This window comes from Micromonospora sp. NPDC003241, assembly GCF_053589795.1.
This window is the reverse complement of the sequence record NZ_JBSFSO010000060.1, coordinates 22,832-36,368: the sequence shown is the minus strand read 5'-3', so window position 1 is coordinate 36,368 and position 13,537 is coordinate 22,832. Positions and strand designations below refer to the sequence as shown.

Sequence of the window (13,537 nt, the reverse complement as noted above, 5' to 3'; positions counted from 1 at the left end):
GACTTGTTGACGCTTCAAGTTCGGGCGGGTAGAACTTGAAGCGTCAACAAGTCGCCGGATGGCCCTGGCGAATCGACGGGGAGAGGACCACGGAATGCACACCACCTCACTGGGCGGACTCGACGTCCCGCGCATCGGCCTCGGGGCGATGGGAATGTCGGCCTACTACACCGGTGCCGGCCGCGACCAAGCCGAGTCGATCCGCACGATCCGGCGTGCCCTGGACCTCGGCGCCACCCACCTGGACACCGCCGAGGTGTACGGGCCGTACGTCAACGAGGAACTCGTGGGTCGCGCGATCAGGGGCCGCCGCGACGAGGTCGTCCTGGCCACCAAGTTCGGCCTCGTCTCCCACACCGGCAGACCGGGAACGGACAGCACCCCCGCCAACATCCGCGTGGCAGTGGACGGCTCCCTACGGCGACTCGGCACCGATCACATCGACCTCTATTACCAGCACCGGGTGGACCGCGACACCCCCGTCGAGGACACGGTAGGAGCGTTGCGGGAACTGGTGGTTGCGGGCAAGGTGCGCCACATCGGCCTGTCGGAGGCGTCCGCGACGACGATCCGCCGGGCCCACGCGGTGCATCCGGTGGCCGCCGTCCAGACGGAGTACTCGCTGTGGACCCGCGACCCCGAAGGCGACGTGCTGAGCACGCTGCGGGAACTCGGCATCGGCCTGGTGCCTTACTCGCCGCTCGGACACGGCTTCCTGACCGGTGACATCCGCTCCCTCGACGGCCTGGACGCCACCGACTGGCGGCGCACCAACCCCCGGTTCACCGGCGACAACCTCACCCGCAACCTGCGCATCGTCGAGGAGGTCCGCGACGTCGCCGGCGAGGTCGGTGCCACGCCCGCGCAGATCGCGCTGGCCTGGCTACTCGCGCAGGGTGAGGGCATCGCGCCCATCCCGGGCACCAGGCGCGTCGACCGGCTAGAGGAGAACTGCGCCGCCGACAGCATCCGCCTCACCGCCGATCAGATCGCCCGGCTGAACAGCCTGACCCCGGCCTCCGGCGATCGACACGCCGCAGCCGACATGGCCGCCATCGAAGGTTGAGCAGAGCAGACGTACGCAGCGGCTGCGGGCTCTTCCCCATACCTGCACCGGCACCTTGATGCGGAACGGCAGGGTGGACTACTCCCGGAAGCACAAGCGCCACGGCGACACCGACGCCACCCAACATGAACGGGCCCCTGCGAATCTGGCCGCCCTGGCAGTCCACTGACATCGCGTGCTAGATTTTTGGCCATGGTGCCAAATATTGATCAGGACGGCCAGTCACGCACCTTCATCGAGGAAGCGCGGCGGGCCCAGATCGTGAACGCCGCCGTGGAGACCATCGCGGAGGTCGGTTACCACCGCGCGTCGATGGGCAGGATCGGCACCCGTGCGGGGATCAGCCGCGGACTGATCTCGTACCACTTCGCGGGGAAGTCCGAACTGATCGCCCAGGTCGTCTCCACCGTCTACACCGACGCAGCAGCATTCATGGCACCGATGATCGACGCCGAGACCACGCCGGCAGGCCAACTACGCGCCTACATCAGCTCCAACCTGGAGTACATGCGAGGCCACCCGGCCCGGATGATCGCGCTCGTTGAGATCCTCACCAGCGGCGGCCTGGCCGACCTGCCCGACGCCGACCCTGCCGCATTCGACCGGCAGATGCTGTTGCCGCTGGAGCACCTGTTCACGGCAGGACAGGAGAGCGGCGAGTTCCGGGACTTCGACGCCACCGTCATGGCTCGGATCGTGCGTGGCGTGATCGACGCCGTGCCCACCGCGCTGTCCCGCGATCCCGATCTCGACATCGACCGTTATCTGCGGGAGATCACCACCGCTATCGACCATGCCACCCGCCCGGTCCCGGCCAATACGGAGAAAGCATGAACCCCCTCGACGGCAAAGTCGCACTCGTCACCGGCGCAGCCAGCGGAATCGGTGCGGCCATCGCCCGCCGCTTCGCGTCTGGCGGCGCCCGCGTCGTCATCGCCGACGTCGACCCGGCCGGGGAGACGGTCGCCCGGGAGGTGGCCGGCGCCTTCGTCCGTACCGACGTCGCCCGGCTGGCCGACAACATCGCCGCCGTCCACACCGCGGTCACGCTCTTCGGCGGCCTCGACGTCACCGTGCTGAACGCCGGGATCGGTGAACAGGGCAGCTTCGTCGAGGATTTCCGACCCGAGCACTACCGCGACCTGGTCTCGGTCAATCTCGACGGGGTGGTCTACGGGATGCACGCCGCCCTGGAGGTGTTCACCGAGCAGGGTTCCGGTGCGATCATGGCCACCTCCAGCCTGGCCGGCTTGAGCGAGAGCCCGATGAATCCGCTCTACGCGGCCACCAAGCACGCCGTGATCGGGCTGGTCCGCTCCGTCGCGCCGACCGTGGCCGACCGGGGTGTCACCGTCAACGCGCTGTGCCCCACCTTCATCGACACCCCGATCCTCGGAGAGGCGATCCCGTTCATCAGCGACATGGGAGTGGCGGTCCTTTCGCCCGAACGGGTCGCCGAGGTCGCCGAACTGGTGCTGGCACGCGGCGGGACCGGACAGGCGTGGCCGGTCGTCCCGCACGGCGAGCCGGGCCCCTTCGCCTTCCCCGGCATCCCGTCGATCATGTCCGACCCGAACCGACAGGTCCCGGAGGCCGCCTCATGACCGTCCTGGCCCGCGTACGCGACCTCACCCGCCGATACCACCACACGACCGCGCTGGACGGCGTGTCCCTGGATGTCCCGGCCGGGCAGGTACTCGGACTGCTGGGCCCCAACGGTGCCGGAAAGTCCACACTGATCAACGTCATGACCGGCCTGCTGCGGCCCAGTTCCGGCAGTGTCGAACTGTGCGGCGGCGACCCGCGCAGCGAGTCGACCCGCCGTGTGATCGGCGTGACGCCGCAGGAGACCGGGCTTCCGGAGACCTGGCGGGTCGCCGAAGTGGTGGACTTCGTCGCGGCGCACTTCCCCGATCCGGTGGACCGGGCCGAACTACTCGACCGCTTCGACCTCGCCCCGCTGGCCGACCGGCAGGCCGGGGGCCTTTCCGGCGGACAGCAGCGGCGGGTCGCGGTCGCGCTGGCCTTCGTCGGGCGGCCCCGGCTGGTGTTCCTGGACGAGCCCACCACCGGTCTCGACGTGGACGCCCGGCGGGCGCTGTGGGAGGGCATTCGTTCCTTCCACGCCGACGGCGGAGCCGTCCTGCTGACCAGCCACTACATCGAGGAGGTGGAGGCGCTGGCCGACCGGGTCGTGGTGATGGACCAGGGCCGGATCATCGCCGACGGCAGCGTCGCCGAGATCCGCAGCCAGGTCCGGCTCAAACGGGTCACACTGACCGACCCGATGCTGCCCGCGCTCAGCGGGGTCGCCTCGATCGAACGGGACGCCGACCGCACCCATCTGCTCACCAACGACGCCACCGCGCTGGTCCGGGAACTGGTGACCTCCGGCGCGTCGTTCACCGACATCGAGATCGAATCCGCCTCGCTGGAGGACGCCTTCCTGGCGATCACCGGCGACCGGCGGAGCACCTGACCCGAAGGGCCGTTCCATGTCCTCCTTGACCATGACCTACACCCGGCGGAACCTCGCCGACACCATCCGGACGCCCACGATGTTCCTGACCGTGGCGCTGGTCCCGGTCGGAGTCATGGTGTTCTTCGTCGTACCGTTCATCGGGCAGGATGCGGTGGCGATCACCTCGGCCACCGCGACCCTGGTGGTGTTCGGGGTGCTCATGGCCTGTGTCGCCCACTTCAGCGTCGCCATCGCGGCGCTACGGGAGTCGGTCTGGGGGCATTACCTGCGCACCCTGCCCGGCGGGATAGCACCGCAGATGCTCGGCTACCTGTTGGTCGGGCTGGCGGTCGTCGCCGCGGCGATCATTCCGATCCTGCTGGTGGCCGGACTGTTCACCGCCGCCTCGGCTCCGCCGTCACGGGTGCTGTTGGCGGCGGGGGCGCTGCTGGTCGCGGTGGTGACCTTCACCCTGCTGGGGCTCGCGATGGGATATCTGATGTCGATGCGGGTGGCCGCCATCGCCAACAGCATCGGTTTCCTGCCGCTGGCGGTGGCCGGCGGGATGTTCTTCGACGACGCGGACACGCCGCGGGTCATCGAGCAGATCGCACCCTTCGTACCCACCCGGGGCGCGACCGACCTGGTGCTGGTCGCGCTCACCGGGGAGGCCGTCGGGCCGCTGTCACTGGTGATGCTCGCGGTGTGGATCATGATCTTCGCCGGGCTCACCGTCTGGGGCCACCGCCGCGATCAGGTCCGCCGGTTCGACTGAGGTCACCCGCTCCCCCGTCGGGTGGCGTGTCCCGCTGCGCGAGGCACAGTTTCCAGTGGATCAAAGAACCACAGCCTCGACCTCCTCAACCGGGTGGAGCGGTCCGCCCTGAGCGGACTGGTGGTCGAGGAGTCGCCGAGGGGGTTCGTGCCGGCGCCGGAGAGCCGACCGGCGCCGGCACGGACCGCGCGACTCAGCTCACCGGCTCGACACGGAGATCGACGGAGAGCGACCCGGTGAAGCTGATGGTGAGGATGCGATGGGTGCGATTGCCCAGGTAGGAGCGGTCCATCGGCGCATACTTCGCTTCCCGGTTCACGCCCCAGTCGATGATGAACCTCATGCTGCCTCGGGTGACGGTGAGACCTCGGGTGACGGTGATCGTCTCCTGTCCGTAGGGTGCCGGCGTGCCGTTGGCGAAGGCCACCTGGTCTGCGGTGCCGATGATGAGGGGGATGCGTTCGCGGGACGCTCCCGGCGTGGTCAGCACACGCCTGATTCCATCGGCACGATGCGTCACGTCTGTTCTCACCGCGCCGTCCGTGGTCACGTACCTCGTGGTGAACACGCCCGTGTATCCGGTCAGCGCGTCCGCCGGGATGACGGCACCGGACGCCGTCGATCCGGCATGGTGCGTCGCAGTCACCGGGCCGCGTGAGGAGGCGGTGCCGACGGTGTCGGCGACGGTGGTCCAGTCGTCCGGACCCGAGCTGTTGACGGTGAGGGCGAGCATGCCGGCGACGGGGTGCCAGAAGGCGTTCGTCCCCATCCGCTGGAGCGAGTTCTGCCGCACGCCGTAGAGACCGGCGGTGTAGTACCCGGGACGGCGGACGAACACGTACTGCTGGTCGAGGGTGCCCCTGCGGAGTTCGGTGAACGTGCTCTCACGCAGATAACGCAATGCGGCGACCTGTGCGTTGCGCTGGGTTCCGGGGATCCCGATCGGGGCCTGCGGGACGTGCATGTGCAGCCGCGGCGACGAGTCCTGCTTCTGTCGGGGCGAGACCGGCGCGGTGGAGGCGCTCCAGGCGTTGCGTGCTTGCGTCTTCTCCTCCGAGCTGGCGAAGAACGCGCCCAGCGCAGGCACATGGGGCAGCAGGGTCCGCGCGAGCGCGCTGCGGTCCAGGTCGTCCACCGGGGTGGTGACGAACGTCGCGACGATGTTGCGGGCGCTCGTTCCGGAGAGGATGAAGCCCTCGTTGCGTCCGGGTTCCATGACGACGACGTACCCGAACCAGGCGGCGAACCGCTCGGCCAACTGGATGACGGCCGGGTCCGGCAGCCGTTTGTACAGCGCGCCGAGATCGGGGAGCATCACGTCGAAGTTGTACCCGGCATCCGGTGCGACGGGCTCGTGGAAGAACCCGGCGGGCGCCTGGCCGTCCTTGAGGATGATCTGCAGCCGGTTCGGGACAGCGGCGCTGACCGCCGGTTCGCCGAGGATGTGCGCCGCGTCGACCACGCCGGAGAGCCCTGCGACGACCTGGTTGGCGAACTGGACCGGGCGGTTCCAGTGCGGACGAGAGGTGTCGACGAGCCAGGCGGAGCTTTTGCGGATGGCGTCGCGGATCTGCAGTCGGCGGTCGTAGAGCTCACCGGCGGCACGGAGGTCCCGAAGGACGGCGGCGAGCGCGACGGTGCCGAACCCGGTCGGGGAGAGATGGTGCTCGGTCGGCGAGTACTCCGGGTAGGACCCGTCGGCGTGCTGCAGGGAGAGGTAGTAGCCGAGGGCGGCGTCCAGGCGCGCGAGGAGCGCGGGGTCACGGTAGTACGGGTTCCACGGTCGGTTGTTGGCGTAGAACCACGAGAGGGTGGCGACGTGCTCCATGATCCGGGCGTTGTACGGCTGGTTGGGCGTGCGCTGCCAGCCGTCCTCCATCCACCCGTAGTTCGGCGCGACGTCCCGCACGCTGTTGGCGAGCGGAGCGACGATCATCAGGTACGCCGCCAGTACCTGCTCGTTCGGCGCGAACTGGGTCCGCACCGGCTGCCCGGCCGGGAGCGGGGCGACGAGCGGCAGCACGGTGCCGGCCGATGTCGCCATGGCGGGCGGTGCTCCCGCATTCCCGATCGCGAGCAGCGCCGCGGTGGCGCTGGCGCCCACCAGGAAGTTCCGTCGGCTGAGCGCCGGCAGCATCGGTGGGCGGGTCTCATCCTCGTGCATCATCTCGACTCCTTCGGTTGTCGACCGGGGCGATGGGGTCAGTGGTGGCACCCGGTTCGTGTCGTCGCGCTGGTGGGTCGACTCAGCCCTTGATCCCCGTTTGGGCGAGCCCCTGGACGAACTGCTTCTGCGCGATGAGGAACACCACGAGGATCGGGACGACGGTGAGCGACGCGGCGCCGAGCTGCGTGTTCCACATCTGCTCGCCGTAGAAGTCCTGATAGCGCGTGATCGCGAGCCCGAGGGTGAAGTTCTCGGGGGTGCGCAGGAAGATGAGCGCCTCGAAGTACATGTTGAACGAGCGCAGGAACGCCATGATCCCGACCGCCGCGATCGCTGGCTTCGCCAGCGGTAGGGCGATCCGGAAGAACACCCCGGCGCGACTCACGCCGTCCAGCCGTGCGGCCTCCTCGTACTCCTTGGGGAAGCTGAGGAAGTGCTGCCGGAAGATGAACACCGAGACGACCGCCGTGGGCCCGAGGATCGGCAGGATGATGAGCGGCCAGTGTGTGTCGTTGAGGCCCATCGCGTTGACCGCCGTGAAGATCGGAATGATCGTCACCTCGGTCGGCACCATCATCGCCGCGAGCATGAGCGTGAACGCCGCGTTGCGCAGCGGGAAGCGGATACGGGCGAAGGCGTAGCCCGCCATCGCCGACAGCAGGATCGATGCCACGGTGACGATCACCGCGATGTACATCGAGTTGCCGTACTGCTGCAGGAACGGTTGCGCCGTGAACACCTGCGCGAATCCGTCCAGCGTCCAGTTCCGGGGCAGCAGCGCGGGAGGCTGCCGGAAGATCTCGTTCGCCGGCTTGAACGACGAGAAGAACATCCACAGCGTCGGATAGAGGAACGGGATGGACGCGACCACGAGCAACACGTACAGCGTGACGGTCGTCACCCGCGAGCGGCGACGTGCCGCGTTCGATGCCTCAGACCTCATCGTTGACCCACTTCCGGCGGGAGGTCCACTGCAGCATCGTCAGGGTCAGGATGATGGCGAAGAGCACGACGCCGATCGCGCTGGCGTATCCGAACTGCTGACTGACGAAGGCCGTGCGGTAGAGGAAGAACGGCAGGACGTTGGTGTCGTACCCCGGTCCCCCGCCGGTGAGCAACTGCACGGGTGCGAACACCTCGAGCGAGCCGATGGTGGTGAGGATCCCGGTGAGCAGGATCGTCGGTGCGATCATCGGGACCGTGATCGAGCGGAACGATCTCCATGGTGACGCGCCGTCCAGCTGCGCAGCCTCTCGGATCTCCTCCGGCACGCTCTGGAGCGCAGCGAGGAAGAGCACCATGTTCATGCCGACGCCCTTGAACACCTGCACGACGACGAGGGAGACGAGGGCGGTGGAGGAGTCGGTGAGCCAGTTGGCGCCGTCGATGCCGAGGAGCCGGAGTGCACCGTTGAGGCCCCCGTCGGGAGCGAGGAGGAAACCCCATGTCACGGACCAGGCGACCACGGACACCACGACGGGTGAGAAGAAGATCGTGCGGAATGCGGTGATGCCCTTCAGCCGCTGGTTGAGCATGACGGCGAGGCTGATGGCGATCACGAGGTTCAGCACGAGGACGCCCGCGCTGAAGAACAGACTCGCGATGACCGACGCGGAGAAGGTCGGATCAGCGAAGAGGTTCGAGTAGTTGTCGAACCCGATGAACTCCATCTCGCCGGTGAGTGGCCGCCACTCGTTCAGGCTGTACCAGATGACGAAGAGGAAGGGGACGACACCGAGGATGATGACGCCGAGGACCTGGGGCGCGACGAAGGCCACGCCGAGCCAGCGGTCCCCGTCACGACGGGGACGCCGGCTCGGCAGGACTCCTCGGTCGGTGGCCGCGGAGGTGCGCGCGGTCACTGGGTCAGCCCTTGAGCGTCGGTGAGATCTGCTCGCAGATTCCGGTGACGGCGGCCTTCACGTCGCCGCCCGACCACACCGGGTCGAGGCCCGCGCGGATCTTGTCGGAGAACTGTGAGAGCACCGGGTGCTGCGGCTTCACCGTGGCATTGGGGACCACGTCGATGATCGCCGACTGGATCTGCTCGGGCGAGAGCTTCGGCGCGGCCTTGGACAGCGTCTCCACATTGAGCAGCGACGTACGCGGCGGCGGGAAGAACTGCGCGAGCAGCGCGGCGTTCGTGGGGTTCGTCAGGTAGGCGAGGAATCCGGCTGCCTGCTTCTTGTGCGTGCTGCGTTCGAGCACGCTCACCCCGGCCTGTCCGACAATGGGGTGGTAGCCCTTGGGCCCGGCGGGGAGGGGGAGGAACGACCACTTGAAGCTGTCGTCCAGGCTTCCCGACTGACTGAGCTGCGCGATGCTGAAGGCCACGTCGCCGCTGGCGAACGCGGCAGGCGCCGCGTTGCCGGAGATGGCGGGGATGGCACCCCGGCTCATCTGCCGCTGGTACCAGGTGAGGTAGTCGATCATCTCGGGCGACGCGAACGTGCACGTGTTGCCGTCCTCGGACCACGGGGCGGCGCCCCATGCGTTGCCGAGCATGGTCACCGCGCTCCAGTTCGTGGGGTTGAACGTCGGGACGTTCAACCCCACGGCCCCGGTCTTGCCGTTCGTCGCCGCGGCGATGTCGGTGATCGCCTCCCAGGTGTAGCCCGGGGTCCCGACCAGCGACTTCACATCGGGCTGGCCGGCTTTCGCCAGGAGGTCTTCGTTGATGTAGAGCGCGAACGGGGAGTTGGAGAACGGATACGCGTAGACGCTGCCCTTGTCGTCCTGCCACGGCGCGAGCGCGGCGGGAAGGATGTCGTCGAGGTCGTAGCCGTCGGTGTCCTTCAACGTGTCGCGGACATCGTGCAGGATGCCCGCGTCGACGAACTCGGGGCCGCTCGCCTCGGGGATCCAGGCCAGGTCGGGAACGTCGCCACCGGCGATCTGCGTCGTCAGCCCGGCGATGTAGTCCGGATTCGTGACGGGCTCGAACGTGATCGACGAGACCTCGTCACCGTGCTCTGCGACGTAGGCGTCGCCGATCTGCTTCAGCAACGCCAGGTGATTCTCGTTGGATGACCAGAGCGCCATCTTCAAGTCGGCCGGACCTGACGCCTCGGTGTCGCCGCCAGCGCATGCGCTGAGGGACACGGCCAGAACTCCGGTGAGCGCGATGGCAGCCCCTCGGTATCGGGTAGCTCGCATTGGTACTCCTCTGGATTTCGTTCCGCGCCCCGTGGAGCGCTGAAAGAAACATGAACGTAACCAGAGCTACCGAGAAAATCAAGAAGTCTTTTCGGGAACTTGTGGAGGCGCTGTCGAGTCCCGCACGACGAGTTCGGTCGCCAGGTCGGTGTGGAAGGTCGGAGGCGCTCCACCGAGCAGCAGCTTGTGCGCGACGTCCACCGCGTACGACCCCATGGCCTCGGACGGCTGCCTGATGGTCGTCAGCTGCGGCGCCGTCATCCGCGCGACGAGTTGGTCGTCGAAGCCGATGACGCTGAGGTCGCGTGGGACGGACACACCGGCACGTCGCGCGGCCTCCAGGACCCCGGCCGCCTGCGCGTCACTCGCCGCGAAGATCGCCGTGACGCGGCCCGGCCGGGCCAGGAGGGACGCCGCGGCCTGCAGTCCCGATTCGTACGTGAAGGCGCCCTCCTCGACGACGTCGGCACCGGGCTGGATCCCCGCCGAGGCGAGCGCGGCCAGGTACCCGTGCTTGCGCGCGATCGACGCCTGCGTGTCGGACACGCCGCTGAGGAAACCGATGCGCGTGTGCCCGAGCGACAGCAGATGCTGCGTGGCCGCCATGCCGCCGGCGAAGTTCGTCGCGCCGACGGAATACGAGTCACTGTCCGGCAACCGGTAGGTGTCGACCTCGACGAGCGGGACCCCGTTCTTCGCGAGCGCCGCCCGCTCCTCCGTCCTCAGCCGGGATTTCAACGCGATGACGGCCGTCGGCCCGTTCCGCTTCGTCCGCTCGATCCACCCCGCGGCGGGCGCTCCGTCGGGAAGGTCGAGAAGGACGAGTTCGAGTTCGGCCTCGTGGGCTGCGCGCATGGTGCCGCGCAGGATCTCCACGGTCAGCGGCGACGACATGCTCGAGCTCGCGAGCACGACCACCACCGTCGCCAGGTCACGCCGGGAGCGCTGTTTCGGCGACAGGTACCGCTTGCTGCGCAGCACGGACTCCACCCGCACGCGGGTGTCGGGGGCGACGTCCGGTGCCCCGTTCACGACCTTCGAGACGGTGGAGATCGAGACACCCGCCTCGCCCGCCACCTCGGCAAGCGACGGTCGACGTTCCTTCTCGCGCATGGGCAGCCCTTCGATCACTTCGAGTCCCGGAGGTGGCGACCGACGTCGCCGCGAGGGATTTTACTTGGACACGACCGAGAATATTACCTAGAGTTCCCGGGAAAGAGAGGTGTTCTCCCGTGACCCAACAGCAAGCTGACCTCCTCATCGTCGGTGGTGGCGTCGGCGGCGTCTCCGCCGCCCTCGCCGCATTGCGACGTGGCAGATCGGTGATCATGACCGAGCAGACGCCGTGGCTGGGAGGACAGTTGACGGCTCAACTGGTGCCCAGCGACGAGCACCGACGCATCGAGACAACCGGGCGCAACCGCAGCTACGCCCAGTTCCGCGAGCTGGTCCGCGAGCACTACCGGACCTACTACCCGCTCACCGCCGCCGCCCGGGCCGACCAGCACCTCAACCCCGGCGCGGCGTGGGTCAGCCCGCTCAGCGTCGAGCCGAAGGTCATCCTCTCGGTGATCCACAGCATGCTGCGCCCGTACGAAGCGTCCGGACGACTCACGCTCAAGCTCGAGACATCGCCCGTCGCCGTCCACAGCGCCGGTGACCGCGTCACCGCCGTGACGGTGCGCGACCGCGAGGGAGAAGTGTGCGACCTCTCCGCGCCGTTCGTGCTGGATGCGACCGAGCTCGGCGACCTCCTGGAACTCGGCGGAGTCGAGTACGTCACCGGGCGCGAGGCTCGCGGCGAGACCGGCGAGCCCAGCGCACCGGAGACCGGCGATCCCCTCGACATGCAGAGCGTCACCTGGTGCTTCGCGATCGAGCACCTCGCCGGCCAGGACCACACCATCGACCGACCCGACGACTACGACTTCTTCCGCGAGTGGCGACCGCCGCAGCTCGACGGCGAGAAGATGCTCGGGTTCCGCCGCGCCGCCCACGACGGATCGATCGCCAGGGAGTACACGCTGCGCGTCAACGACGACGACGACCCGTTCGCCATCGACGTGGACCACCGCAACATGGACGAAGCCCCCGAGCTGTGGAACTACCGCCGCGTCGCAGCGCGGCGTCAGTTCACCGACGGTGCGTACGCGAGTGACATCGTCGTCGTGAACTGGCCGATGAACGACTACGTCGGCGGCCCGCTGTTCGGCAGCGAGGACGCGGCGGTCCACTGGGACCGATCGAAGGCGCTGAGCCGGTCGCTGCTCTACTGGCTGCAGACGGAGGCCCCGCGACCCGACGGCGGCGTCGGCTGGCCGGGGCTCCGCCTCGCGCCGCGCGTCACGGGTACGTCGGACGGTTTCGCCATGATGCCGTACTTCCGGGAGTCCCGCCGCATCCGAGCGGAGCGGACGATCCTTGAGCAGGACTTCGACCGGGACCTCCGCGACGGCCGAGGCGCTGAGCGCTATCCGGACACCGTGGGCGTCGGTCACTACTACTGGATCGACCGGCACGCCACGACCGGTGGCAGTGCGGGCGGTGGTGGTCTGCCGGACCCGTTCGAGATCCCGCTCGGTGCCCTCCTGCCGCAGCGCGTCCGAAATCTTCTCCCCGCCGCCAAGAACATCGGCACCACACACATCTCGAACGGCAGCTACCGGCTGCAGCCCGTCGAGTGGTCCATCGGCGAGGCCGTGGGAGCCCTCGCCTCGTACTGCCTCGCGCACGGCCTCGAGCCGTCCGCGGTGCGCGCCGACGCCCGCCACCTCGGCGACTTCCAGCGCGACCTGGAGCGCGCAGGCGTACAGCTACGGTGGGATCCCGCGCTGCGCTGGTAGACCGTCGCGAAGGTCAGGCCTCGGCCGGCGCACGACCGGTCGAGGCTCTGACCTGCAGTGTCGGGGTCGCATCCTGGTGAGTGGACGGGGCCGCACCGTCGATGACGTCGAGAAGTCGGCGCGCGGCATGGGCGCCGAGGGCGACGACATCGTGGCCGAGCGCGGTCAGCCCCGGCGTCACGAGGCGGCAGAGCAGCGAGTCGTCCCACGCGATGATGGAGACGTCGTCGGGGACCGAGAGACCCAGTTCGTGTGCGGTGGTCAGCGCCACGACCGCCATGACGTCGTTGTCGAACAGCAGACCTGTCGGCGGCCGGGACGACGACAGCACGGTGCGCGCGGCTGCCGCACCGGAAGCCTGGGAGAGGTCGGTGCGCACGATGTCGTGTGCGAGGCCCGCAGCGCGAGCGGCGTGCGCGAACGCGTCGTCGCGGATGGCCGTGTACGCATAGCGTCGGGGGGCCGCGACACGGGTGACACGTCGATGACCGAGGGCCGCGAGATGCGCGACCGCCTGCAGCATGGCCTCGGCGTCGTTCGTCCACACCGTCGTCAGTCCGGCCGCGACGCTCGGGTCGCCGACGACGACTGCGGGGATGCCACCCTCCGACACGACGGAGATCCGTGGATCGTCCGGGATCAGGTCGGTGAGCAGGACGCCGTCGACACGACGCGACATGTGCCACCGCCGGATCGCCTCGGCCTCGGCGTCCGCGTCCGGCGCGACCTCGAGCAGGAGCCCCATCGAGCGAGACGCGAGCGTCGTCTCCACACCGGCGATGAACTGCATGTAGAACGGCTCGACGGAGAGATCACGAGGGTCCTTGGCGAGCACCAGACCGATCGTCTCCGCGCCGGCGCCGGCCAGCGTGCGGGCGGCGCTCGCCGGTGACCAGCCGAGCCGAGCCGCCACCTCGAGAACCCGTTCGCGGGTGGCCGAGGACACCCCGGACCTGCCGTTGAGCGCATAGGAGACGCTCGCGGTCGACGTCTGCGCCTCTCGTGCGACGTCTGCGATGGTGACCCGCCGGGTCTGCGGAGCGCTCGTCATCACCGATGCCAGCTCCCG

The 13,537-nt window shown here is 68.7% G+C and carries 12 protein-coding genes; 6 read left to right on the top strand and 6 right to left on the bottom strand.

Going from position 1 to position 13,537, the window contains the following annotated elements:
* Positions 1 to 94: 94 nt before the first annotated feature.
* The 5 genes from ACWDVW_RS29810 to ACWDVW_RS29790 all read left to right on the top strand — a co-directional run bounded on the left by ACWDVW_RS29810 (position 95) and on the right by ACWDVW_RS29790 (position 4,302).
* Entirely contained in the window at positions 95 to 1,066 is a 972-nt protein-coding gene (locus tag ACWDVW_RS29810) for an aldo/keto reductase (RefSeq protein WP_449955516.1), read from the top strand.
* 192 nt (positions 1,067 to 1,258) lie between these two features.
* On the top strand, positions 1,259 to 1,900 hold the full coding sequence (locus ACWDVW_RS29805; RefSeq protein ID WP_449955513.1) for a TetR/AcrR family transcriptional regulator: 642 nt from the start codon (positions 1,259 to 1,261) through the stop codon (positions 1,898 to 1,900).
* Positions 1,897 to 2,670, top strand: coding sequence for an SDR family NAD(P)-dependent oxidoreductase (locus ACWDVW_RS29800; RefSeq protein ID WP_449955510.1), 774 nt, complete (start codon positions 1,897 to 1,899; stop codon positions 2,668 to 2,670). The genes ACWDVW_RS29805 and ACWDVW_RS29800 overlap by 4 nt, the downstream gene beginning before the upstream one ends.
* Positions 2,667 to 3,545 (top strand): ATP-binding cassette domain-containing protein, encoded by an 879-nt coding sequence (locus ACWDVW_RS29795; protein WP_449955507.1) that lies wholly within the window; start codon positions 2,667 to 2,669, stop codon positions 3,543 to 3,545. The genes ACWDVW_RS29800 and ACWDVW_RS29795 overlap by 4 nt, the downstream gene beginning before the upstream one ends.
* A 16-nt stretch (positions 3,546 to 3,561) precedes the next feature.
* Positions 3,562 to 4,302 carry an ABC transporter permease gene (locus tag ACWDVW_RS29790; protein ID WP_449955504.1) on the top strand — a complete coding sequence of 247 codons (741 nt, stop codon included), beginning with the start codon at positions 3,562 to 3,564 and terminating at the stop codon, positions 4,300 to 4,302.
* Between the two features lie 193 nt (positions 4,303 to 4,495).
* On the opposite strand, the gene ACWDVW_RS29785 is transcribed toward ACWDVW_RS29790, so the two are convergent.
* From ACWDVW_RS29785 to ACWDVW_RS29765, 5 genes are all read right to left on the bottom strand, one after another.
* Entirely contained in the window at positions 4,496 to 6,469 is a 1,974-nt protein-coding gene (locus ACWDVW_RS29785; RefSeq protein ID WP_449955501.1) for a twin-arginine translocation signal domain-containing protein, read from the bottom strand.
* Positions 6,470 to 6,548: 79 nt separating this feature from the next.
* On the bottom strand, positions 6,549 to 7,412 hold the full coding sequence (locus ACWDVW_RS29780) for a carbohydrate ABC transporter permease (RefSeq protein ID WP_449955499.1): 864 nt from the start codon (positions 7,410 to 7,412) through the stop codon (positions 6,549 to 6,551).
* On the bottom strand, positions 7,402 to 8,331 hold the full coding sequence (locus ACWDVW_RS29775; protein ID WP_449955496.1) for a carbohydrate ABC transporter permease: 930 nt from the start codon (positions 8,329 to 8,331) through the stop codon (positions 7,402 to 7,404). Before ACWDVW_RS29775 ends, ACWDVW_RS29780 begins: the two co-directional genes overlap by 11 nt.
* Positions 8,332 to 8,335: 4 nt before the next feature.
* On the bottom strand, positions 8,336 to 9,571 hold the full coding sequence (locus ACWDVW_RS29770) for an ABC transporter substrate-binding protein (protein WP_449955493.1): 1,236 nt from the start codon (positions 9,569 to 9,571) through the stop codon (positions 8,336 to 8,338).
* Between the two features lie 132 nt (positions 9,572 to 9,703).
* Complete coding sequence (locus ACWDVW_RS29765) at positions 9,704 to 10,756, bottom strand: LacI family DNA-binding transcriptional regulator (RefSeq protein WP_449955490.1); 1,053 nt, start codon at positions 10,754 to 10,756, stop codon at positions 9,704 to 9,706.
* A gap of 14 nt (positions 10,757 to 10,770) precedes the next feature.
* On the opposite strand from ACWDVW_RS29765, the gene ACWDVW_RS29760 reads away from it, so the two are divergent.
* Complete coding sequence (locus ACWDVW_RS29760; RefSeq protein ID WP_449955487.1) at positions 10,771 to 12,468, top strand: FAD-dependent oxidoreductase; 1,698 nt, start codon at positions 10,771 to 10,773, stop codon at positions 12,466 to 12,468.
* A gap of 13 nt (positions 12,469 to 12,481) precedes the next feature.
* On the opposite strand, the gene ACWDVW_RS29755 is transcribed toward ACWDVW_RS29760, so the two are convergent.
* On the bottom strand, positions 12,482 to 13,519 hold the full coding sequence (locus ACWDVW_RS29755; RefSeq protein ID WP_449955485.1) for a LacI family DNA-binding transcriptional regulator: 1,038 nt from the start codon (positions 13,517 to 13,519) through the stop codon (positions 12,482 to 12,484).
* Between the last annotated feature and the right edge of the window lie 18 nt (positions 13,520 to 13,537).